Consider the following 21844-nt stretch of genomic DNA (forward strand, 5'->3'; position numbering starts at 1 on the left):
GTCAGCGGTGTTTCGGCGGGGTGACGGCCGCGGGGCAGGCGGCACCCCTCACCCCCGGGGCTCCTGCACGTGCTCCGGCCGGAAGCCGATCCCGATGAGGCGCGCGGCGAGCCGCCGCAGCACCGGGGAGAGCGCCCGCAGCAGGACCACGACCCACCGGGGCGCCGCGCGGTCCCCCCGGGGCGAGCGGCCGACGACCCGGTGCCCCATCCGCTGGAGCCGCTGCATCCTGCGGACCGGCGGCTCGCGGCGCGCCTGCAGTGCGGCGAGCCCCTGGTCGGGGTCTCTCCCCTCCGCCAGGTGCGCCGCGACGGCCCGCGAGAGCGCGACGGCGTCCTGGACCGCGTAGTTCACGCCGACGCCGAACATCGGGGACATCGCGTGCGCGGCGTCGCCGATCGCCACGAAGCCCGGCCGGTGCCAGCGCTCCAGGTGGTCCAGCTGCACCGAGAGCAGCTTGACCCCGTCCCAGTCCTCCAGCGTCCCGACGACCGGCTCCAGGTGGGGCGCCGCCGCGACGATGCGCCGCCGGAAGGCGCCGAGCCCTTCCCCCCGGAGCTCCTCGAAGGCGCCCTTCGCGATGACCATGCCCGCCTGGTAGTAGTCGCCGCGGTCGATGGTGAGCACCATGCCCCGGGCGGAGAGGTACGCCAGCGTGGGAGGCGGCGGGTCGGCCGGCTTCGGCAGCCGGAACCACAGGACGTCGATCGGGACGCCGGTCTCCACGGGGACCAGGCCCGCGGCCCGGCGCATGTCCGAGGAGCGGCCGTCGGCGGCGACCGTGAGAGCCGCGCGGACCTCGAGGGCGCCGTCGGGCCCCTCGGCTCGGACCCCGCGGACGCGGTCGCCCTCCACGATCAGCTGCTCGGCCCGCGTGCTCATTCGCAGGTCGAAGCCGGGGAAGGCGGCCCCCTCGGCGGCCAGGAAGTCCAGGAAGTCCCACTGCGGGGCGAGGACGAGGAAGTCGTCCGGCGGGGGCAGCGTGCGGAAGTCCACCAGCGTGAAGCGCTCGCGGTCGACGACGGCGTCCAGCGCGTCCAACCGCGTCAGCGGCAGCTCCAGGAACCGCTCCCGCAGGCCCAGCTCGCCGAGCAGCCCCACGGTGGAGGGGTGGATGGTGTCCCCGCGGAAGTCGCGGAAGAAGTCCGCATGCCGTTCCAGGACGCTCACGCGCAGGCCGGCACGGGCCAGGAGGTAGCCGAGGACCATGCCGGCGGGGCCGCCCCCGGCGATCACGCAGTCCCGCTCGATCCGAGGTGTGGGCATGGGGCGTCCTCTCCCCCGCGGGGCGGGCTCCCCGGGCGCGGCGTCGCCTCCTCGCGAGTACCCTCATCCTGCGATCGGCGCCGGGCCGTGTCAACGGGTGCGGGGCGGCACGAGGCGGGCGTGCGATCCGGACTGGGGTTCGGTCCGGACTGGGGTTCGGTCCGGGTACAGGTTCGGTCCAAGGCGGAGCGGGCACGAGATCGACCGCGAGCGGGGGTCGGCCGCGGTGATCCGGAGCACCTAGACTGATCCAGGCGAACGCGCTCGGCGGCGTCGTCCGCGCGCTGCGGGCGGGCCCGGGCAGGACCAGGAAGGCACCATCGACGTGGAACACGAGGCGACCAGGCCCCAGGAGGCGGCGCGGCGGCGCGTCGTCGTCATCGGCAGCAGCGGCGGGAACCTGCGCAGCCACGGCGGGGACGACCCCGCCCGCCTGATCCGGGACGTCCGGCGCCAGCTCGACGCCGCGGGCTTCGAGCTCGCGGGCGTCCAGTTCGTGGCGGCCTCCTCCTCGATGGACGGGATCTCCGGGACCGCGGACGCGCAGCTGTGGACGGTCGCGGGCGGCGAGCCCGTCGTCGAGGCGGCGGGGACGCTGGCGGAGGTGAACGACGTCGCCCGCGAGCGGGACCGCGCCCTGGCCGGGCGGATCCGCGCCGGGGAGGTCGACGCGCTGATCCTCATGAGCGCCGACCCCGAGGACACGAACTCCCAGAGCGTTGGCGCGGCGGCCGAGCGCGGCGTGCCCGCGGCCGGGACGGGCGGCAGCTCGATCGCCGCGGCGCAGCGGATGGGGCTGCGTCTGGTCTCGGTCTCCGGGACCACCGGGACCAGCAGCACGACCCGCGCCGTCGCCTACGCCTCCGGGCTGGCGCGGCACTGGGGCACCGCGTACCGCCCCTCGCTCGGCGGCGCATCCTCCGGGGCCTCCCCCGACGCCGGGAGCGAGCCCGCCTGGCGGCGCATCAGCATCCGCGGGATCATGGTCGGCTCGATCCCCGCGTTCATCGCGCTCGCCCTGGTCCTCGCGGCGGGCAAGATCCCCGGGCTGGACGCGCTCGCTCCCGTCTTCGAGCTGCTCATCGCGGCGCTGCCCGTGGTGGTCGCGGCGGTCGCGGCGCGGCGGGTCAGCGGGCTCGACGAGGTCGGGCTGGTCGCGGGCGCGGTGGCCGGCATCCTCTCCCAGGAGGGCGGGATCCTCGGCGGGCTCGTGGGCGGCGTCCTCGCGGGTCTGCTCGCGGCGCAGCTCATCCGCTGGACGCTGGCCCTGCGCTTCCCGGCGACGACGGCCAACATCGTCACCGGCGCGCTGGCGGGCCTGCTCCCGGGCCTGCTGGTCTACTTCGTCCTCGCGCCCTTCACCAGCCTGCTCGGGGACGGGGTCAAGCTCGGCATCGAGTGGGCGCTGGACGTGAGCCCGATCCTGGCGGGCGCGCTGGCCGGCGTCGTCATCTGGCCGGCGATCATCGGCGGCGTCTACCACTCGGTCATCCTGCCGCTGGTCCTGCTGGAGATGGGCGAGAAGGGGCACAGCTTCTTCGGGGCGATCGACATGGTCGCGCTCATCATGGTCTCGCTGGGCATCACGCTGGCCAACACGATCCGGCCGCGGACCAGCGGCGAGCGGGCGCTGGCCGGGTCCGGCGCCACGGTCAACTTCTTCTTCGGGACGTTCGCGGAGGCCTCGTACCCGTTCATGTTCGGGGACAGGAGGATCTTCGCGAGCGCGCTGGTCGCGGCGATGGCGGGCGGCGCGGTCGTGGGCGTGACCGGCGCGGAGGCCACCGCCTACCTCCCGGCCGTGGTGGCGCCGTTCATCGCCACCAACGTCCTGGGGATGGTGCTGGCCATGGCGACGTCGTTCCTCCTCGCCCTGGTGCTGACGCTGCTGGTCAACGGGGCGGCGACCCGGCGGGCGCGGCGGGATGCGGAGGCGGAGATTGCGGCCGCGGACGAGGTCGCTCAGCCGCGGACGTAACCGCGGGAGGCTTAGGCGTCTCGCGGTTCCGGGTCCACGGACGTCGTCATCTCGACGTCATCTGCGACGCCGGCGTCGTCTTTATGCTTATCGTCATAACGATAATCGTAAAGACAGGAGGCGCCCCATGTCCCCGGAAGCCCATGCCCCCCGACCGGCCCGCTGGGTCCGCACCGCCCTCGGCGTGGTCGAGACCGTCGCGTGGCTGCTCGTCGCTCTGGTCGCGGTGGTCATGACCACCGCGCTCGTCGAGGGACTGCGGGGCGAGGTCAGCGTCGTCGCCCGCCTGACCGACCCGTCGGCGCTCGACGTCGCGGGGGCTGGCGTCCTGGGCGGGACCCTCGACGTCGCCCTCTCCGGCGTTCCCGTGAGCGCCTCCTGGGCCTACCTCACCAGCCTCGCGGCGGGAGGGGTGCTGTGGATCGCGACGGCCGTCCTCGTGGCGCTTCTCGGGCGCGGCGTGCGCCGGGGCCGCCCGTTCGCGGCCGTACGACCCGGAGCGCTCTACGCCTTCGCGGCGGCCTGGGTGGCCGAGGCGATCGCCGAGCCCATCGTCGTCGCGGTCACCTCGCCCCGCATGGCGGAGAGCGCGGGGGTCTCGATCCCCGGTGCCTCGTTCGGCTACTCCCTAGACACGACGAACGCGATCCTCATCGTCTCGGGACCCGTCGTCGCGATCACCGTGGCCGTCTTCGCCTCCGGGGCGAGGATGTGGCGCGAGCACAGGACCCTGGTGTGACGATGCCCGACTCCTCGACCACCCCGCGCGGGCGCACCGGCCGCGGCGACGCCCCCTCCCCCATCCGCTGCCACCTTGACGAGGTGCTCGCCGCCCGGGGGATGACGCTGACGGAGCTCAGCCGCGAGGCAGGCATCAGCGTCACCAACCTCTCCCTGCTCAAGAACAACCACGTCCGGGCGATCCGGTACAGCACGCTCGAGGCCCTGTGCCGCGTGCTGGACTGCCAACCCGGCGACCTGCTGACCCACCTGGCCGACGGGGAGGACCCCGCATGATGAGTCGTCACCCGGAATCGCGATCCACGGCCGACGCCCCTGCCGGCGTCGCATCAGCTCCCAGCCCCGTCCGGCCCCACGAGCCCGCCGCACCGACCCTCCGCACCACCGCGTTGGCCCTCCTCTGGGTGGCAGCCATCTCGGCGCTGGTCCTCGCGACCTTCATCGCGGCAATGTTCGCGATTCCGAACGCCTCCCAGCACCTGGTCGACGGGCTCGCGCTCACGATCCTGATCCAAGGCTCACTGTCGACCCTCGCGTTGGTGACAGTGGCCCGGCGTCGCGGGGTCCACCTGGCCGCCCTGGGCTGCGTGCGCCCGACCCGGCGCATGGCCCACCTGCTGTGGCAGGTTCCGCTCATCCTGCTGGCGGCGGTACTCGTGCAGGGGATGATGGTCGCGCTGTCAGACGGCGCCGCCGAGGAAGGAGGCACCCAGCTGACCGCAGACCTGGCGGGCGCGAACCCCGCCTTCGCCCTCGCCGGGTTCCTCGGCATCGCACTGGTCACCCCCTTCTGGGAGGAGCTTGCGTTCCGCGGGCTGCTGTTCGGCAGCGTGCGTCATCGCTGGGGAACGACGGCGGCGGTCCTGACCACCTCCATCATCTTCGCTGCGGTGCACCTCTTCCCCCTTCTGATGCCCTACCTGATCGCGCTCGGATGCGGCGCCGCATGGCTCCGGCTGTTCCATCGCAACATCTGGGCGCCCATCTCCCTGCACGTGGTGGTCAACTCGATCGCCGGAGGGGTCGTCCTGACCGCACTCTGATCAGCCCCCCCCCGGTCAGGTCGCCGGGCTCAACCTCCAGGCCGGAAAAGTTTGAGTGGACAACCTGACTAATAGGCAATACATTGATCTGAGTCACACACTGGCACGAGCTAGTGGAGACCGCGGCTCGGGCGCCCGGCCCGGCGAAGGACGCCGTGCCCCGGCGTCTGGCTCTCTTCGCCTCAAGACCTCAGCACCTTCCACCGCCCGTCATCGAGCACCCGTCGAGAGGATCTCCCATGAACACCCGTCCCACCGCCTCGCAGCCCGCTGCCCCCGTCCGCCTCGGCGTGATCGGCACCGGATGGATCGGCAGCTTCCACGCCGAGTCCATCGCCCATCGCATCCCGGGAGCCGTTCTCGAGGCCGTGGCCGACCCTCGCGAGGGCGCCGCCGAAGCGGTCGCCCGCCCGCTGGGCACCCGGAAGGTCTACACCGACGCCGTCGAGCTGATCCGCGATCCCGACGTCGACGGCGTCGTCATCGCCTCCCCCGCCTTCACCCACACCGACCTCGTGGTCGCCGCGGCCGAGGCCGGCAAGGCCGTCTTCGTGGAGAAGCCCATGGCCCTGACCCTCGACGACGCCGACCGGGCCGTAGCGGCGGCGGAGGCGGCCGGCGTCGCGCTCCAGGTCGGCTTCAACCGCCGCTTCGCGACCGACTTCGCGGCCGCCAAGGCCGTGGTCGCCGAGGGCCGCGTCGGGACCCCGCAGCTGCTGCGCTCCGTGACCCGCGACCCGGGTCTGGCCGATCCGGGCTCGGTCAAGCCGTGGACCATCTTCCTGGAGACCCTCATCCACGACTTCGACACCCTCAACTGGCTCAACGCCGGCGCCCACCCCACCGAGGTGTACGCGGCCGCCGATGCCCTGGTCGCACCCGAGTTCAAGGACTCGGGGCTGCTGGACACCGCCTCGGTGACGATCCGGTACGACAACGGCGCCATCGCGACCGCCGAGGCCAGCTTCTCCGCCGCCTACGGCTACGACATCCGCGGTGAGGTCTTCGGCTCGCGGGGCATGGTCACCGCCGGAGACGTGCGCTCGAGCAGCATGCGCCTCTACGGCGCCGAGGGGACCTCGAGCGAGACGACCCGCCTCAACATCGACCTGTTCCGTGAGGCCTACACCGACGAGCTCGCCGCCTTCGCCGAGTCGGTGCGTTCCGGCGTCGTGACCGAGGCCCGCGGGCAGGACGCCCGCGCCGCACTGGCCATCGCCCTGGCCTGCGTCGAGTCCTACCAGCAGAACCGCCCGGTCCAGGTCGCGGGGGTGCACGCGTGAGCTTCACCCTCGCCGCGAACGCGGAGATGCTGTACCTCGACGAGCCGTTCGCCCGCCGCGTCGAGAGGATCCACGAGGCGGGGTTCCAGGTGGAGATCTGGGACTGGACCGCCAAGGACGTCGAGGAGCTACGGGCCACCGGCGCCGTCTTCTCCTCGATGACGGGCTACGTGACCGGCGACCTCGTGGACCCGGCGGGCGCCGACGCGCTGCTGGAGTCCGCTCGCCGCTCGCTGGAGGTCGCCGAGCGCCTCGACTGCCCCCGGCTGAATCTGCACGGCACCGGGTTGGACGGCCGCGGACTGCCGGTGGTCCCGAAGTGGCGAACCTCCGGGACCGACTGGCTGCGCGCCGTCGAGACCCTGCGCCGGGTCGCCGCGCTGGGTGAGGAGGCGGGCCGGGTGTTCACCCTGGAGAACCTCAACACCCGAGTGGACCACCCCGGGACGCCGTTCGCGACCTCCGAGGACACGGTGCGCCTCGTCCAGGCCGTGGACAGCCCGGGACTGCGGCTGAACCTCGACCTGTACCACGCGCAGATCGACGAGGGGAACCTGATCGAGCGCGCCCTCGAGGCGCTGCCGTGGGTCGGAGAGATCCAGGTGGCCGACGTCCCCGGCCGCTGCGAGCCGGGGACCGGGGAGATCAACTACCCCGGGGTCGCCCGGGCGCTCGCGGACGCCGGGTACGAGGGGACGATCGCCCTGGAGGCATGGGCGTCGCGGAGCTCCGACCGCGCCCTGGAGGCCTTCCGGTCCGCCTTCCGCTTCTGAGGCGGCGACGCCGCAGGTCCCGGCTCGTGCCATCATGGGACCCATGAGCGCCGACGCCACCCCTCGAGCCCCCGCGAGCCCGCAGGGCCCACCCACCATGAAGTCCATCGCGGAGCGCGTGGGCGTCTCCCGCCAGCTGGTCTCCATCGTGCTGCGGGAGCAGCCGGGCGCCAGTGAGGAGACGCGGCGGAGGGTCTTCGAGGCCGCCCGGGAGCTGGGGTACCACCCGAACGCCTCGGCGCGGGCCCTGCGAGGCAAGAGGACCCGGCGGGTCGGCGTCGTCTTCACCATGCGACAGCCGTTCGAGGTGGACCTCGTGGAGGCGCTCTTCGGCGCGGCCGAGGCCCGCGGGTTCACGCTCGTCCTCGCACCGCTGACCTCCCGGCGCGGCCACGACGCGGTCATGGGCGAGCTGCAGAGCCAACGGGTCGAGGGAATGGTGGTCCTCGGCGCGGAGCACGGCGGGGCCCGCATCGAGGGGCTGCCGGCCGGCGTCCCCGCCGTCATGCTGGGCGGGCCCACGAGCGAGGAGTCGCTCGACGACGTCCGGGTGGACGACGGCGGCGGCACCCGGCTGGTCGTGGAGCACCTCCTCGCGCTCGGGCATACGCGGATCGCCTACGTCACCGGCGGGGACGGGCCCAACAGCGAGATCCGCCGCGCCGCCTACGAGGACGCCCTGCGAGCGCACGGGCTGTCAGCCTCGTCCGACGTCGTGCCCGGGCACTACACCGAGGAGGGCGGGGCCGAGGCCACCCTGCGCCTCCTGTCCCGGCCCGAGCTGCCCACCGCGGTGGTCGGTGGCAATGACCGGATCGCCATGGGCGTGCTCGGCACCCTCGTCCGCCACGGCCTGCGGGTCCCGGAGGACGTCTCGGTCGCGGGGTTCGACGACGCCTCGCTCTCCCGCCTGCCCTACGTGGACCTGACCACGGTTGGCTACGACCCGGTGAGCCTCGCGGAGCGGGCCGTGGAGGCGGTCATCCGGCGCATCGAGGAGGCCGACGCCGCGCCCGTGGCGCACCGCGAGCCGCCGCACCTGCTCGTCCGTTCCAGTACGGCGGCGCCGCGGCGCCGTTCCGCTTCGTGTGGCGGTTCGGCGGAACGGGACGAGACCGGAACCTAGCCCCCCCCCTCCCGCACCACGGCCACGCAGTCGACCTCCAGGACGACCCGCAGCTTCTCGAGCGCCTGGCGGACACAGGCCGCGACGTCGTCCCGCCCCTACGCGCTGAGCGTGCGCAGCCTCCGCAGCCGGGGCAGGCCGTTCGACTCCCCCGCGCCCCCGGCCTCCGGGGCCTCCGCGATCCGCTCGAGCCGTGCCCGCACCGCCTCCGCGTCCAGGCGCATCCCGATGGCCACCAAGCCCGGGGCCGCGGGCGCGGCACCGCCCTCGGTGAGGTGCAGCTGCGGGCCGACCATGTTGATCGTGCAGGTGCGCACGGCGTCGCCGGCCCGCACCAGGACGTCGCCCTTGAGCCGGTACACGCCGCCGGGCGGGTCCTCCAGGAGGTCGGCGAGCGCGCCGGCGTCCACCGGGTGCGGCAGCGGCACGGTCACGGCGTCGGCGTGGACGTGGTCCCCGGCGTCGTCGGCCGCCCGCAGCAGCTCCGCGATGGGCAGCTGGTCCGGGGCGTCCCGGGCGTTCGCGACGTCGAAGACCAGGTCCGGGTCGATCCGCCCGTGGGTCGTCTCCAGCAGGTGCACGCCGGGGTTGCGCAGGCGCGCCCGCTCGCGGATCCGGGCCAGGATCTCGGGCGCGCGGTCCGGCGGCAGGCGGTCGGTCTTGTTGACCACCACCAGCGACGCCGCGGCGTAGCGGACCGGGGGCATGGTGCCGGTGTCGACCGTCGCGAAGTGCTCGGCGGCGTCGACAACGTCGATCAGCCCGCCGAAGCGCGCCCGCCGGCTCGCGGAGGAGCGGATCAGGTTCACCAGCGCCAGCGGCTCGGCGACGCCGCTGGCTTCGACGATGATCGCGTCCAGCCGCAGCTTGGGGCGGGCCAGCTTCTCGAGGGCGACGTCGAGCCCGTCGGTGTCCGGCATGCAGCACAGGCAGCCGCCCGCGATGGAGGCGGCCTCGTCGACCTGGCCGGTGATCAGTCCGGCGTCGACGTTGATCTCGCCGAAGTCGTTGACGATCACCCCCACGCGCGCGCCGGGGCGGTGCAGGAGGTGGTTGAGCACCGTGGTCTTGCCGGCACCGAGGTGACCGGTCAGCGCGATGACGGGGACCGTGCGGGAGGACATGGGGACATCGTAGCCCCGCACCTCGCCGTGGCCGGGCCGACTCCCGGGGATGTGTGGACGAACGGCCCACCGCACCGTCCCGGATCGCGGTTGGAGACGATCTCCCCCCCCCAGGAGTTCGTGCGGCACGTTGTCGGCCACTGGCGTCCCGACATACGATTCCGGCTCGGCGAGTCCACTCACCTCACCCTCCCGCACCGCCTGGTGATACATTATGTATCAGAGAGGAGATGGATTCATGTCCACCGCACAGAAGACTCGAACTCAGCCGAACCCGGGGGCGGATCAGCCGGCCCTCCACGAGACCGACGTTTCCGACCCTGCCCCCATCCAGCCGACAGAGGCTGAGGTGTGGGCAGACCTCCAGCGCCAGAGAGCCGTCCGCGAGCTGGCCGATCTCGGTATTCGACGTGACATCCTCCTGTTGAGCGACCTGGGCGTCTCCCAGCGCCGTATCGCGCTTCACGTGGGCCTCTCACAGGCGGAGATCTCTCGCCGCCTGGCCCGGCGCACCTTGACTGAGACGAGGCCCTCGCCGAGGGAGATCATGCTGAGACGCCGGGCTGGAATGACGAGCGACCGGCAGATGCTCCACGAGCTGATCCACTTCCCCTACACGGTCAGACTGCCCGAGGACCTCTCCGCCCATGATGGAGCAGCGACGATTCTCGGCACCGCCCGCCAGCTGATGGAGGCCTTCCACGAAGGACTGCTCGACGAACGCGAGTACGAAGAGGTCAGGCGCGCCCTCGCCCAGCATGCAGCGCCATGACCTCCGGCCTACGCGACCGCACCGGCCAGGAGCTCGCGGCATGGCTCGGACGACAGGGTCTGCTCTCGCCATGGACGACGAGGCCGGACGCTACCACGCACATGCGCTACGCCCGCGATGGGATGCTGTACGAACCGTCAAGACTCCGCTTTCACGAGGAGCTGGTAGAACGTCATCGGTCTTCCCATCCTGTCCCGTCAAGGCAGGGGTCTCTGACCGTAGTCGTCACCGCGGGACCTCCAGGGGCGGGGAAGAGCGTGGCCATGCAGTCGTTCCAGGATTTCCGGGGGTTCCGGCACATCGACGCCGATGACTTCAAGGATCTTCTTCTCGAACGGGCACTCGACGATGACCTCCTGTCCCGCTGGACCGAGCACGAGCTGTGCGACGGACGCCCGGTGGCCCCTCGGGAGCTGTCGTCCTACGTTCACGCCGAGTCGACCATCATCGCGAACACGGCTCGCACGGAGGCCCTGAAACGCGGGGAGGACGTGATCGTGCACGGGACCCTGTCCCAGGGGGCACATGCCGACGACCTCCTCGCGGAGCTCGACCACCACCGATACCGTCGTCTCACCGTGGTCGCTGTGGAGGTTCCCTGCGCTGTCGCCTGCCAACAAGCCCTAGACCGCTGGTGGTCCCTGCGCGAGCAGCAGAGCGACCCCCTCGGCGGACGCTTCATCCCACCCGCGGTCATTCGGTCCCATTTCGAGAAAGACGAGAGAGTCTCGATCTGCTCCCGGAACGCACGCGCCCTGTCGGAGAAGGCCGAGGCGCTCGGCTGGGAGGTCGACCTCCGCCTCGTCGCACCCCCGTCTCACCCCGATGAGACCCACCGCACGGGCCGCCGCATGACGCCGCATGACGCCGGCCCGCCCCGCGCGTGACATAAGAATTCAAGAACGGCTCGGGCGTGGTGCGCGCACGTCGCCGATTGCTACCTTGGACGCTGACAAGGATCAAGAGATCCAGGCGCGAAGCTCTGGCTGGCCTGGGCGGCAACCCTCTCACCGTGGTGGGGTGCCCCAGATGACGATCCGACCGCTGCGCCCCCGCACGCGGTAAGTGCGGTGCGTCCTCGAGCCTCGGACGCGCCCCGACGCCGAGGAGCCCGACCATGAGTCCGTCCCCCGCCCACGCCGCCTCCACCGCACCGGCGGCGCCCGCCGCGCCCGCGACGACGCCCGCGGCCCCTGCAGCCTCCACCGCGCCGGCGGCACCCGCGGTCCCCGCCGCCCACCGGATCCTGGAGCGGCCGGCCACGCCGCACACGCCATGGGGCGCTCCCTCCTCGCCGGGGGAGCTCGCCCGCTGGGACGACGTCGCCCTCCGCGTCGGCGAGCAACTGGCCGCGGACGCCGTCGAGCGCGACGCCGCCGGTCAGGACCCGAGCGCCGAGCTGCGGCTGCTCAAGGACTCCGGCCTGGTGGACCTGATCATCCCGCGCGAGTTCGGCGGCGGGGGCGGCACCTGGGAGGCCGGGCTGCGCGCGGTGCGCCTGCTCTCCCGCCACGACGCCTCGATCGCCCAGCTGCTCGCCTACCACTACGCCAACGTCTCCGCGGTGGCCTTCTACGGCGGCGCCGAGGTCCAGGAGCGCCTCTTCCGCGCCTCCGCCGCCGGCTCCTGGATCTGGGGCGACGCCGTGAACCCCGTGGACCCGGCCTTCTCCCTCACACCCGAGGAGGCCGGCGAGGGTTTCCGCCTCAACGGCCGCAAGCGGTTCTGCACCGGCGCCTCGGTCGGGGAGGTCACGCTGGTCAACGCGGAGATCGCCGCGGGTCCGCTGGCCGGGACCACCGCGGCCTTCGTCGTGGGCCGCGAGCGCCCCGGCGTCCGCTTCGACGAGGCGTGGGACTCCCTCGGACAGCGCCTGTCCGCCTCGGGCGGGGTGACCTACGACGACGTCCGCGTCCTCCCGGAGGACCTCGTCGGCCCGGTCGGCGAGGTGCCGTTCTCCACCCTGGTCACGCCGCTGATCCAGCTCGCCTTCTCCAACCTGTACCTCGGGATCGCCGAGGGCGCGCTGCAGCGCGGCCGCGAGATCACGCTGGCCCGCCGGAACTCCTGGTTCCTCAGCTCGGCGGAGGACTACGCGCACGACCCCTACGTCGAGCGCCTCTACGGCGAGCTGCTGGCCAAGCTCAAGGCCGGGCTGGCCCTGGCCGACGGCCTGAACCGCCGCTCCGCGCACCACCTCGGCCGCGGCGGGGGGCTCACCGCCGCGGAGCGCGGGGAGTACGCGGTGGAGATCGCCGCGCTGAAGATCGTGGCGACCGACGTCGGCCTGGACACCACCCAGCGTATTTACGAGGCCACCGGCGCCTCCTCCGCGACGCCGGGCTCCGGCCTGGACCTGTTCTGGCGCAACGTGCGCACCCACACCCTGCACGACCCGGTGGACTACAAGCGCGCCGAGGTGGGCGCCCACTTCCTGCGCGGCGAGCTCCAGCCGATCTCGCTGTACACCTGATCGCCGGCGCGGGGCCTCTCGTCCCGCCCGAGTCGCCACCCGCCGACCCGCCATCCGCAGAGGAACGACAGACCATGACCGACCCCGTGTCCATCCACCGCATCCGCGAGCTCCTGCCCGTCATCGCCGAGGGCGCCGTCGAGCGCGAGCGGAACCGGGTGCTGCCGCACCTGGAGATCCGCGCGCTCGCCCAGGCGGGCCTCGGCGCCGTGCGCCTCCCCCGCGAGGACGGCGGCGCCGGCCTGACCTGGGAGGAGACCACCGACCTGCTGATCGACCTCGCCGCCGCCGACTCGTCGATCGTCCAGGCCCTGCGCGGTCACTTCACCCTGGTCGACGACGCGCTCGAGACCTCGGCGCTCAGGCGCCACCGGAGCCCGGCGGCCGTCGCGCAGGCGGAGCACGTGCTGCGCTTCGCGGCCGATCGCGGGCTCGCCGGCAACGCCTGGACCGAGCCCGGGGCCGGCGGCACCGCCACGACCGCGACGCCGGCCGAGCGGGGCGGCGTCGCGGGCTACCTCCTCAGCGGCACGAAGTACTACACGACCGGCAGCATCTTCGCCGACTGGGCCGACGTCACGGCCCGCCACGCCGGGACCGGGGAGGCGCTCGACGTCGTCGCGCCCCTGACCCCGGCCGCCGGCGCGCCGGAGGGCAGCGTCACGATCAGCGACGACTGGTCGGGCTTCGGGCAGCGCCAGACCGGTTCGGGAAAGGCCGTGTTCGACGAGGTCTTCGTGCCCGCCGGCCAGGTGAAGCCGTTCGCCGAGCGGATCGGGTACCAGACGGGGCTGTACCAGCAGTTCCTGCTGACCGTTCACGCGGGCATCGCGCAGGGCGTCGTCGACGACCTCGAGGTCCGGGTCCGGAACCGCACGCGCAACTACTCGCACGCCAACACTGAGCTGGTCCGTCACGACCCGCAGATCCTCCAGGTCGCGGGCGAGCTCGAGGCCGCGGCGTTCACCGCCCGCACGCTCGCGCTGCGGACCGCGCGACTGCTCGACGAGGCCATCGACGGCGAGCGGGCGGGTTCCGTCGGGAGCGACGAGTCGTCCGTGGCCGCGGGAGGCGACTCGTCGGTGCCCGTCGGAGGCGACGAGTCGTCAGCGCCCGCCGCGGGCGAGTCGCCGGCACCCGCCGAAAGCGATGAGTCGTCGATCCCCGCCGAAAGTGACGAGTCGTCGATTCCCGCCGCGCCCGCCCACATCCTCGCCTTCGAGACCGCGACGGCGAAGGCCCAGGTGGCCCTGAGCGCCATCGTGCCCCGGGCGGCCACGCAGCTCTTCGACGCGCTGAGCGCCTCGGCCACCGACACCGGGCTCGGCCTGGACCGGCACTGGCGCAACGCGCGCACCGTCGCCAACCACAACCCCTGGATCTACAAGGCCCGCCAGCTCGGCGACCTGCTGGTCAACGACCGGCAGCCGCTGCTGGTCTGGGAGGTCGGAATCAACAAAGGAGCCGGACATGCCTGAGCACGCCGCACCCTCGACCGCGCGGGCCACCCCGCGCGTGCGCTTCAACGCCTTCGACATGAACTGCGTCGGCCACCAGTCCCCCGGGCTGTGGCGGCACCCCGAGGACCGCTCGGCGTCGTACAAGGACCTCGGCTACTGGACCGGGCTCGCGCAGACCCTGGAGAAGGGGCTCTTCGACGGGATCTTCATCGCCGACGTGCTGGGCACCTACGACGTCTACGGCGGGTCCAACGCCGCGACGCTGAAGGCCGGCACCCAGGTCCCGGTCAACGACCCGCTGCTGCTGGTCTCCGGGATGGCGGCCGTGACCGAGCACCTGGGCTTCGGCGTCACGGCCGGCACCGCCTACGAGCACCCCTACTCCTTCGCCCGCCGCCTCTCCACACTGGACCACGTGACCCGCGGGCGGCTCGGCTGGAACATCGTGACCGGGTACCTGCCCTCGGCGGCGCGGAACTTCGGCAACGCCGACCAGCTCGAGCACGACGAGCGCTACGCCCACGCCGAGGACTACCTCCAGGTGGTCTACAAGCTGCTCGAGGGCTCCTGGGAGGACGACGCCGTCGTGCGCGACGCCGCCTCCTGCACCTTCACCGACCCCGCGCGCGTCCACGAGATCGACCACGCCGGCCCGTACTTCACCGTGCCCGGCATCCACCTGTGCGAGCCGTCCCCGCAGCGCACTCCCGTGCTGTTCCAGGCGGGCGCGTCCCGGCGCGGCACCCGCTTCGCGGCGGAGAACGCCGAGTGCGTGTTCGTCGCGAGCCCGACCAAGAGCCACCTGCGCGAGTCGGTCGCCAAGCTGCGCGACGCCGTCGAGGCGGCCGGGCGGCCCCGCGACTCGATCCGGATCTACAACCTGCTGACCATCGTCACCGGGCCCACCGACGAGGCGGCGCACGCGAGGCACCGCGAGCTCCAGGGGTACGTGGACCACGAGGGCGCCCTGACCCTGATCTCCGGGTGGATGGGGCTGGACCTGTCCGGCTTCGACCTCGACGAGCCGATCGGCAACGTGCAGTCCAACGCGATCCACTCGGCGATCGAGACCTTCCAGAAGGTCAACGAGGACGGCAAGCCCTGGACGGTGCGGGACATCGCGGAGTTCGTGGGCATCGGCGGGTTCGGGCCGCGGATCGTCGGATCCGGGGAGTCCGTGGCGCGCGAGCTGATCGAGTGGGCCGAGGAGACCGGCGTCGACGGCTTCAACCTCGCCTACGCGATCACGCCGGGGACGTTCGAGGACGTCGTCGAGCACGTGGTGCCCGCCCTGCAGCGGCTCGGCGCCTACCCCGAGGGGTACGAGGAGGGCACGCTGCGGCACAAGCTCTTCGGCGCGGGCGACCGGCTGCCCGAGGGGCACCCCGGCCGGAACGCCGGTGAGGCGGTGCGGGCGGCCGCGGCCGCCGCCGGGTCGCGGCCCTCCGCCGACGAGTCGCAACCTTCCGCCGACGAGTCGCGGACCTCGACCGGCGAGTCGTCAACCGCCTCCCGCCCGGCCGCCGTCTGCCCGCCCGATGTTCGCCCGGCAGTCTCCCGCGGATCCGTCGCCGCCGCGAGCGGGGCCCGGGCATGAGCGCGGGCACGGGACAGACCTCCGCCACGGCGTCGGGGCCCGACGCCGGCCGGGCCGGGACCGCCCCGGACGGAGCCGCCCGGAACGGGACCGCCCGGAACGGGACCGCCCGGAGCCGCAAGCTCGGCTGGGCGCTGACCGCGCTGACCGTGTTCATGGTCGGCGACGGCATGGAGACCGCGTTCCTCTCCCCCTACCTGGACGCCCTCGGGTTCGACGCCGGCCGCGTCGCCCTGCTGTGGAGCGCCTACGGCGCCAGCGCGGCGATCGCCGCCTGGGCCGCCGGGGCCCTCGCCCAGGCCTGGGGCGCCAAGCGGGTCATCATGACCGGCGCCGCGATCTGGCTCGCGATGCACGTGGTGTTCCTCGTCTTCGGCGTCTCGGTGGGCAACTACTCGCTGATGCTGCTCTCCTTCACCGTCCGCGGCGCGGGCTACGCGATGTTCGCCTTCGGGTTCCTGGTGTGGGTCAACGACGAGGCCGACCCGCGGACCCTCCACAAGTCGGTGGGCTGGTACTGGTTCGCCTACGCGCTGGGCCTCGGCGTCGTCAGCTCCTACGTCGCCGGGTTCACGCTGCCGGTCATCGGGCAGCTGGGGACGCTGTGGCTGGCGCTGGCCTTCGTCGCGGCCGGATCGGCCGTCGCGCTGTTCAAGGTGCCGGGGGCCGTGCGGCGGCGGGTCCCGCTGGCCGAGAGCCTCGGGGCCCTGGTCAAGGGGATCACCGTGGTCCGGGACCATCCGCGGGTGGGGATCGGCGGCGTCGTGCGGGTCATCAACACCACGAGCTTCTACGCGTTCGTGGCGTTCCTGACCACCTACATGGTCCGGCAGATCGGGTTCAGCGACACCGAGTGGCAGCTGATCTGGGGCACGATGCTCTTCGCGAACGTGCTCGCCAACATCGTCGCCGGGTACGGGGCGCACTACCTGGGTCCGCGGCAGATTATCACGTGGGCCGGCGGCTTCGGCTGCTTCGTGACGGTGCTGGCCCTGTACTTCGTGCCGACCTGGATCGGGCCGAACTTCTGGGTGACCATCGCGATCGCGGTGCTCTACGGGCTGGCCCTGGGCATGTTCGTCCCGCTCAGCGCGCTCATCCCGCAGCTGGCCGGCGCCTCGAAGGGCTCGGCCATCGCGGTGCTGAACCTCGGCGCGGGGGCCAGCCAGCTCGTGGGGCCGCTGCTGGCCGCGCTGGTCCCGGCGCTGGGCATGACGCCGGTCGTGTGGGTCATCGCGGTGCTGTACCTGGTGGGGATGGTGCTGACGCAGTTCCTGAAGCAGCCGACGACGTCGGGCGCTCCGTCCGCCGCCTGATCCTCGCGGAGTCGGGGGCGGCCCCGCGCCGCGTCTCCGGCCCGGCCGGGATACCCTTCTGGGAGACAGAGGGCCGCCCCGAGGCGGGGCCCGCCCCGAGACGAAGGCTGAGTGACCGTGCATCGACTGACCGGCTGGTGGGACGAGCACCAGGTCCCGCTGTACCTCGCCGCGATGCTCGTGGGCGTCGCGGCGGGGCTCGGTGCGCCGGGGATCGCGCCCGCCCTCGAGGCCTCCATCAACCCCGTCCTCGCGCTGCTGCTCTTCGCGACCTTCCTGGGCGTGCCCCTGACGGAGGTGGGCAGGGGCCTCACGGACGCGCGGTTCCTGCTCGCGGTCGCCGCGGCCAACTTCTTGGCGGTGCCGCTGATCGCCTTCGGGCTCTCGCGCCTCGTGGCCGGGGACCGCGGCCTGCTGCTCGGCGTCCTCCTGGTGCTACTGACTCCCTGCGTCGACTACGTCATCGTCTTCACAGGGCTCGCCGGGGGCGCCCGGGCGCGCCTGCTCGCGGCCACGCCCCTGCTGATGCTCCTGCAGATGGCCCTCCTCCCCCTGTACCTCCTGCTCTTCGCGGGGCGCGAGGCGCTCGGGGTGATCGACGTCGGGCCCTTCCTGGAGGCGTTCCTGGTGCTCATCGTGGTCCCGCTTGCCGCGGCGGCCGGGGTCCAGGCCCTCGGCCGGAGGCACCGGGCGGGGTCCGCGGTGGAGGCCGTCATGGCGGGTGCGATGGTGCCGCTGATGATGGCGACGCTGGCCGTGGTGATCGGCTCCCAGATCACCGGGGTGGGCGGGCAGGCCGGGCAGCTGACCCGGCTGATCCCCCTGTACGCGGCGTTCCTCGTCCTCGCCGTGGCGGTGGGCCTCGCCGCCGGGCGGATCGCCCGGTTGGACGCGGCGGCCCGCCGCGCCGTCGCCTTCTCCGCCGCGACGCGCAACTCGCTCGTGGTCCTGCCGCTCGCCCTGGCCCTGCCGGAGCCCCTGGCCCTCGCGCCGCTCGCGGTGGTGACGCAGACCCTGGTGGAGCTGCTGGGCATGGTGATCCTGGTCCGGCTGATGCCGCGGCTCGTCCCGCACGGGGCTGCCGCCGCGCCCGGGTGAGCCGGGTTTGCTCCCGCTTCCGCCCCTCTCCCTGTGCCGGGGCCGAGGCCGGGCCAGCGCCAGTGCCAGTGCCAGTGCCAGTGCCAGTGCCAGTGCCAGTGCCAGGATCACCCCAGAGCCATCGACCGCATGCCATCGCCCGTGCGCGGCGTCGCGCGGAATCATGCGCAGAATCGCGCGGGATCATATGCAGAGCTGCTCACTGCTAGCGATTTTCGGAGCTTTGGTTCCGGAGATCCCGCGCTCGCACGGGGCCCGATCCGCAAGCCCACGCTCGAGATGACCGGAACGGAACCTCCGAAAACGCCTAGTTCTCGACAAGGGTGATAACCGGAAATCTCGGCTTCCGGCGTCGGACGCCGCCGGATCGCACCGTCCCTCCCGCCGGTCTGCCACTGAGCCACGCCGCGCCGCACCGGGCCGCGCCGAGCGGCCACCCGGGCAACACCCGACGCCCCCGGCAGTGCCACGTGCCGCACCGGGCCGCGGTGACGCGGAGTGGCATCCGCCCCCGGTGCTACACGACGGCGCCCAGCCACAGCCCGAGCCCGGCCGCCGCCGTCGCGGTCACCAGGACGCCCAGACCGTTGGCGACGCCGGCCGCCCACCTCCGCTGCTGGAGCAGGCGGACGGTCTCGAAGCTCGCGGTGGAGTAGGTCGTGTAGCCGCCGAGGAACCCCGTGCCGAGGACCAGCAGGAGCGCCTCGGGCAGCACCCGGGACCCGACCAGCCCCGTCAGGAGCCCCAGCAGGAACGAGCCGCTCAGGTTGATCAGCACGGTCCCCCACGGGATGGCCCCGGTGGTCCGCGCGCGCACGACGCCGTCGAGCACCAGGCGGCACACCGCGCCCGCTCCCCCGGCGGCGGCCATCAGGACGAAGGCGAGCGGCGTCATCGGCGGTCCTTCCCGGGGGCGGAGGGGTACGCGTCGGAGTCGGGGTCCACGGACGCATCCGAGACGGGGTCGGTCAATGCGCTCGCGTCCGACACCGGGCCGGGGAGCGCGCTCGCGTCCGGCCCGAAGGGCTTCGCCGGGTCCTGCCGGTGATCTGCGCCCGGAGGCTGCGGCGGGGCCGCCCCCGGCGCGGCCCGGCACCCTCGGCGGGGCCCGCCCCAGGCCGGCGGACCAGCGTCGCCGCGGCCATGCCGAGCCACGTCGCGACGCCGCCCGCCAGCAGCGTCGCCAGCGCGTAGGCGAGGCCGGGCCCCGGCGATCCCGCGCCGATCAGGCCCGCCGCGTCCGTCGCGAGCGCACTGTAGGTGGTGTACCCGCCGATCAGGCCCGTTCCGAGGCTGAGGCGGGCGGCCCGGCGTCGGCCCCGGTCCGGCCCGCCGCGGGCGAGCGCGTCCAGGAGCAGCCCCAGCGCGAACGAGCCGGTCACGTTGATGCCCAGCACCGCCCAGGGAACGCCGTGCCCCGCCGGGAACGCCAGGACCAGCGCCTCCCGGGCCGAGACCCCCAGCGCCGCGCCGAGGAAGACCAAGGCCATCGAGGACGGACGCAGGTGGACCGGCAGCTCCCGGGCGGCCGCCTGCCGCCCTGCGCCCCGGGCCGGCGCCTTCCGACCCGCCGCGACTCGCCCTGCCTCGGCCGCTTTCCGACCCGCCGCCGATCGTCCTGCCTCGGACGTCTTCCGGCCCGCTGCCATTCGCCTTGTCTTAGACGCCTCCCGCCCCGCCGCCACTACTCGCCCCGTCCCAGGGGGAGACCGCTGCGGTCGGCGCGGGGGTCCAGGGGGATCACCACGACCGGGCGGCGCTGGGTGTGGGCGAGCTGGACCGCGACGGAGCCGTTGAAGAACTCGCGCAGCGACCCCTTGACCCCGGCCTCCCGGGTGCCGACCACGATCATCGAGGCGTCGACGTCGTCCGCGAACCGGGTCAGCCGCCGGGCAGCCCCGCCCGCGAGCGCGCGCACGGACCAGGACACCGAGCGGCACTCCATGACGGAGGCGATCGCGGCGCGCAGGCGGGGGTCGAACTCGACGGCGTCGTCGCCCGCGGCGTCGGGGTCGATGGGGCGGGCCGCGAGCCCCTCGTCGGTGCCGGGGGCGTCCGAGTAGCGGGAGGCGTCCACGCTTACGCAGATCAGCTCGGTGCGGAAGTGCTCGGCGAAACCGGCCGCCTCGGCGACGACCGCGAGCGGGATCCCCGGCACCACGCCCACGACGACGGGGCCGGGGTGATGCTCGTTCCGCTCGTGGGGTCCGGTGGTCATCGGCTCTCCTACCTTTCGGGCGCGCTCGGGCCATTCGGGTAGGGACTGTCGTCGATGACTCGAGGTTGGGTACGGCGAGCCCCACCGCCGTGACGGTCCGTGCCCGCCTTCCTCCAGTCTTTCACGCGCGCCATCCCCGCGCGAGCCCCGGTGTCGGTCGCTTTCCTTCCCGAACCCCTAGGCACGCGGGCCCTGCCGTGCTACCGTGGAGGCTGCTTTGGCTAGCATGGCCGATCCGACGGCGAACCGTCCTGGATCCTGCCGCGGCCCGAGGCGACGTCTTCCCCATCGCGTGAACGGTGGAGGTTTCCGCCTCGCACTGACACCAGCACGCGACGCCCGACGAGGGGCGCACCGTGCAATGCACGAACAGAAGTCCCAGAGATACCCATGAACACGAACGCGCCCGCGACCTCCGAGGTCGTCTGGCACCAGGCCGACTACACCGTCTACTCCGGCACCCGCGACGGGGAGTTCGCCGGATACATCACCACCACCGACACCCACTGCTCGCTGCACGGCCAGTACGGCCAGCACCTGGGCGACTACGGCACCCTGGGCGAGGCCCAGGACGCCATCGAGCACTCCCGCCGCCAGCACCACCGCACCCGCCGACGCCGGGGCCCTCGCGGCACCGGCCGTGGGGGCCGCCGGGGGCGCGCGGAGGCGGGCTTCTCAGCCCCGCACGGGCGCCCCCGTCCGCACCGACTCCTCGGCCGCCAGGGCCAGCCGCAGCGCGCCGGCGCACTGAGCCGGCGGGGTCAGGCTCTCCGCCTCGCCCCGGAGCATGCTCACGAAGTGGTCCGCCTCGGCGCGGAAGGCCCGGGCGAAGCGATCGGTGAACTCCTCGTGGGTCTGGGCGGGCGGCTGCGTCCCGGGCTCCGTGGAGACCACCGGCGTCAGCCCGTCCAGGCCCGTGGCGTAGGCGCCGTCGCTGCCGTAGACCTCGGTGCGCACGTCGTGCCCGGCCGCGATGTTGCGGGCCGCGCTGATCACCGCCTGCGCGCCCGAGCGGAAGGAGAGGATCGCGGTCGCGGTGTCGAGGTCGCCGTGCTCGGCGTAGGCCGGCTCGTCGATCGCGGTCCCGGTCGCGTAGACGGCCTCCACCTCCTCGCCCAGCAGCCACGGCACGGTGTCGAGGTCGTGGATGACCAGGTCGCGCCAGATTCCGCCCGAGGGCCCGATGTAGTCGGCCGTCACGTGGTGGTGGTCGTGGCTCACGGCGTGGACGAGCCGGATCCGGCCCATCTCCCCGGTCCGCACCCGCTCGCGCAGGTCCCGGTAGGCGGGGTCGTAGCGGCGGTGGTAGGCCATCATGATCGGCACCGGCGAGGCCTCCAGCTCGGCGACCAGCGCGTCCTGCTCCTCGAGCTCCAGCGCCAGGGGCTTCTCCACCAGCAGCGGCACGCCGGCGGCCACCGCCTCGCGGACCAGGCCGGGGTGGCTCGCGGTCGAGGTGGCGATCACCAGGCCGTCCAGGCCCTCCAGGTGCCGGCCGTCGGCCAGCCGCCGAGAGACCCGGGCACGCCCCGGTGCGTCCTCGGCCGCCGGGGCCGACGCCGCCGCGACCTCCTCC

Annotated in this window: 20 protein-coding genes and 1 riboswitch; of the genes, 14 read left to right on the forward strand and 6 right to left on the reverse strand. The window is 73.3% G+C overall.

What is annotated here, in order from left to right; translation table 11 throughout:
- Window positions 1-48: 48 nt before the first annotated feature.
- Window positions 49-1266: an FAD-dependent oxidoreductase gene (locus NBM05_RS10315; protein ID WP_302183880.1), complete on the reverse strand. Its 1218-nt coding sequence runs from the start codon at window positions 1264-1266 to the stop codon at window positions 49-51.
- Between the two features lie 325 nt (window positions 1267-1591).
- Here NBM05_RS10315 and NBM05_RS10325 point away from each other — a divergent pair, with 325 nt between their 5' ends.
- From NBM05_RS10325 to NBM05_RS10355, 7 genes are all read left to right on the forward strand, one after another.
- Window positions 1592-3244 carry a hypothetical protein gene (locus NBM05_RS10325; protein ID WP_254167009.1) on the forward strand — a complete coding sequence of 551 codons (1653 nt, stop codon included), beginning with the start codon at window positions 1592-1594 and terminating at the stop codon, window positions 3242-3244.
- Window positions 3245-3371: 127 nt separating this feature from the next.
- Entirely contained in the window at window positions 3372-3983 is a 612-nt protein-coding gene (locus tag NBM05_RS10330; RefSeq protein ID WP_254167011.1) for a hypothetical protein, read from the forward strand.
- A 2-nt stretch (window positions 3984-3985) separates the two neighbouring features.
- Window positions 3986-4261, forward strand: a complete 276-nt coding sequence (locus NBM05_RS10335) for a helix-turn-helix domain-containing protein (protein ID WP_254167044.1) — start codon at window positions 3986-3988, stop codon at window positions 4259-4261.
- 128 nt (window positions 4262-4389) lie between these two features.
- Window positions 4390-5028 carry a CPBP family intramembrane glutamic endopeptidase gene (locus tag NBM05_RS15680; protein ID WP_254167013.1) on the forward strand — a complete coding sequence of 213 codons (639 nt, stop codon included), beginning with the start codon at window positions 4390-4392 and terminating at the stop codon, window positions 5026-5028.
- 239 nt (window positions 5029-5267) lie between these two features.
- The gene (locus tag NBM05_RS10345; protein ID WP_254167015.1) at window positions 5268-6311 is read left to right on the forward strand and encodes a Gfo/Idh/MocA family oxidoreductase; all 1044 of its coding nucleotides are present in this window, start codon (window positions 5268-5270) and stop codon (window positions 6309-6311) included.
- A gap of 26 nt (window positions 6312-6337) precedes the next feature.
- Window positions 6338-7084, forward strand: coding sequence for a TIM barrel protein (locus NBM05_RS10350; protein ID WP_254167046.1), 747 nt, complete (start codon window positions 6338-6340; stop codon window positions 7082-7084).
- Window positions 7085-7127: 43 nt separating this feature from the next.
- A complete protein-coding gene (locus NBM05_RS10355) occupies window positions 7128-8210 on the forward strand; it encodes a LacI family DNA-binding transcriptional regulator (protein WP_254167017.1) in 1083 nt (360 codons plus the stop codon).
- 98 nt (window positions 8211-8308) lie between these two features.
- On the opposite strand, the gene NBM05_RS10360 is transcribed toward NBM05_RS10355, so the two are convergent.
- On the reverse strand, window positions 8309-9334 hold the full coding sequence (locus NBM05_RS10360; protein WP_254167019.1) for a CobW family GTP-binding protein: 1026 nt from the start codon (window positions 9332-9334) through the stop codon (window positions 8309-8311).
- A gap of 238 nt (window positions 9335-9572) precedes the next feature.
- On the opposite strand from NBM05_RS10360, the gene NBM05_RS10365 reads away from it, so the two are divergent.
- From NBM05_RS10365 to NBM05_RS10395, 7 genes are all read left to right on the forward strand, one after another.
- The gene (locus NBM05_RS10365) at window positions 9573-10106 is read left to right on the forward strand and encodes a hypothetical protein (RefSeq protein WP_254167021.1); all 534 of its coding nucleotides are present in this window, start codon (window positions 9573-9575) and stop codon (window positions 10104-10106) included.
- A gap of 122 nt (window positions 10107-10228) precedes the next feature.
- Window positions 10229-10993, forward strand: coding sequence for a zeta toxin family protein (locus NBM05_RS10370; protein ID WP_302183888.1), 765 nt, complete (start codon window positions 10229-10231; stop codon window positions 10991-10993).
- 70 nt (window positions 10994-11063) lie between these two features.
- Window positions 11064-11180: riboswitch (SAM riboswitch) on the forward strand.
- A 43-nt stretch (window positions 11181-11223) separates the two neighbouring features.
- Window positions 11224-12579, forward strand: coding sequence for an acyl-CoA dehydrogenase family protein (locus NBM05_RS10375; protein WP_254167025.1), 1356 nt, complete (start codon window positions 11224-11226; stop codon window positions 12577-12579).
- Window positions 12580-12653: 74 nt separating this feature from the next.
- Window positions 12654-14057 (forward strand): acyl-CoA dehydrogenase family protein, encoded by a 1404-nt coding sequence (locus NBM05_RS10380; protein WP_254167027.1) that lies wholly within the window; start codon window positions 12654-12656, stop codon window positions 14055-14057.
- Window positions 14050-15636: an LLM class flavin-dependent oxidoreductase gene (locus NBM05_RS10385; protein WP_254167029.1), complete on the forward strand. Its 1587-nt coding sequence runs from the start codon at window positions 14050-14052 to the stop codon at window positions 15634-15636. The genes NBM05_RS10380 and NBM05_RS10385 overlap by 8 nt, the downstream gene beginning before the upstream one ends.
- Window positions 15633-16952, forward strand: coding sequence for an RbtT/DalT/CsbX family MFS transporter (locus NBM05_RS10390; RefSeq protein ID WP_254167031.1), 1320 nt, complete (start codon window positions 15633-15635; stop codon window positions 16950-16952). Before NBM05_RS10385 ends, NBM05_RS10390 begins: the two co-directional genes overlap by 4 nt.
- A 174-nt stretch (window positions 16953-17126) precedes the next feature.
- The gene (locus tag NBM05_RS10395; RefSeq protein ID WP_254167048.1) at window positions 17127-18050 is read left to right on the forward strand and encodes a bile acid:sodium symporter; all 924 of its coding nucleotides are present in this window, start codon (window positions 17127-17129) and stop codon (window positions 18048-18050) included.
- A 517-nt stretch (window positions 18051-18567) separates the two neighbouring features.
- On the opposite strand, the gene NBM05_RS10400 is transcribed toward NBM05_RS10395, so the two are convergent.
- From NBM05_RS10400 to NBM05_RS10415, 4 genes are all read right to left on the reverse strand, one after another.
- Window positions 18568-18945: a fluoride efflux transporter FluC gene (locus NBM05_RS10400; protein WP_254167032.1), complete on the reverse strand. Its 378-nt coding sequence runs from the start codon at window positions 18943-18945 to the stop codon at window positions 18568-18570.
- Window positions 18946-19018: 73 nt separating this feature from the next.
- Entirely contained in the window at window positions 19019-19540 is a 522-nt protein-coding gene (locus NBM05_RS10405; protein WP_254167034.1) for a fluoride efflux transporter FluC, read from the reverse strand.
- 194 nt (window positions 19541-19734) lie between these two features.
- Window positions 19735-20268, reverse strand: coding sequence for a universal stress protein (locus NBM05_RS10410; protein ID WP_254167036.1), 534 nt, complete (start codon window positions 20266-20268; stop codon window positions 19735-19737).
- Between the two features lie 675 nt (window positions 20269-20943).
- The coding region (locus tag NBM05_RS10415) for a Gfo/Idh/MocA family protein (protein ID WP_254167038.1) at window positions 20944-21844 on the reverse strand (901 nt) is incomplete at its 5' end.

The organism is Rothia santali (assembly GCF_024199905.1).
Classification (GTDB): Bacteria; Actinomycetota; Actinomycetes; order Actinomycetales; family Micrococcaceae; genus Rothia; species Rothia santali.

Excerpts from the sequence above, each read along its gene's own strand:
- NBM05_RS10315 (WP_302183880.1), bottom strand. The coding sequence starts at position 1,266 with ATGCCCACACCTCGGATCGAGCGGGACTGCGTGATCGCCGGGGGCGGC.
- NBM05_RS10330 (WP_254167011.1), top strand. The coding sequence starts at position 3,372 with ATGTCCCCGGAAGCCCATGCCCCCCGACCGGCCCGCTGGGTCCGCACC.
- NBM05_RS10335 (WP_254167044.1), top strand. The coding sequence starts at position 3,986 with ATGCCCGACTCCTCGACCACCCCGCGCGGGCGCACCGGCCGCGGCGAC.
- NBM05_RS10345 (WP_254167015.1), top strand. The coding sequence starts at position 5,268 with ATGAACACCCGTCCCACCGCCTCGCAGCCCGCTGCCCCCGTCCGCCTC.
- NBM05_RS10350 (WP_254167046.1), top strand. The coding sequence starts at position 6,338 with ATGCTGTACCTCGACGAGCCGTTCGCCCGCCGCGTCGAGAGGATCCAC.
- NBM05_RS10355 (WP_254167017.1), top strand. The coding sequence starts at position 7,128 with ATGAGCGCCGACGCCACCCCTCGAGCCCCCGCGAGCCCGCAGGGCCCA.
- NBM05_RS10360 (WP_254167019.1), bottom strand. The coding sequence starts at position 9,334 with ATGTCCTCCCGCACGGTCCCCGTCATCGCGCTGACCGGTCACCTCGGT.
- NBM05_RS10365 (WP_254167021.1), top strand. The coding sequence starts at position 9,573 with ATGTCCACCGCACAGAAGACTCGAACTCAGCCGAACCCGGGGGCGGAT.
- NBM05_RS10370 (WP_302183888.1), top strand. The coding sequence starts at position 10,229 with ATGCTGTACGAACCGTCAAGACTCCGCTTTCACGAGGAGCTGGTAGAA.
- NBM05_RS10375 (WP_254167025.1), top strand. The coding sequence starts at position 11,224 with ATGAGTCCGTCCCCCGCCCACGCCGCCTCCACCGCACCGGCGGCGCCC.
- NBM05_RS10380 (WP_254167027.1), top strand. The coding sequence starts at position 12,654 with ATGACCGACCCCGTGTCCATCCACCGCATCCGCGAGCTCCTGCCCGTC.
- NBM05_RS10385 (WP_254167029.1), top strand. The coding sequence starts at position 14,050 with ATGCCTGAGCACGCCGCACCCTCGACCGCGCGGGCCACCCCGCGCGTG.
- NBM05_RS10390 (WP_254167031.1), top strand. The coding sequence starts at position 15,633 with ATGAGCGCGGGCACGGGACAGACCTCCGCCACGGCGTCGGGGCCCGAC.
- NBM05_RS10395 (WP_254167048.1), top strand. The coding sequence starts at position 17,127 with ATGCTCGTGGGCGTCGCGGCGGGGCTCGGTGCGCCGGGGATCGCGCCC.
- NBM05_RS10400 (WP_254167032.1), bottom strand. The coding sequence starts at position 18,945 with ATGACGCCGCTCGCCTTCGTCCTGATGGCCGCCGCCGGGGGAGCGGGC.
- NBM05_RS10405 (WP_254167034.1), bottom strand. The coding sequence starts at position 19,540 with ATGGCCTTGGTCTTCCTCGGCGCGGCGCTGGGGGTCTCGGCCCGGGAG.
- NBM05_RS10410 (WP_254167036.1), bottom strand. The coding sequence starts at position 20,268 with ATGACCACCGGACCCCACGAGCGGAACGAGCATCACCCCGGCCCCGTC.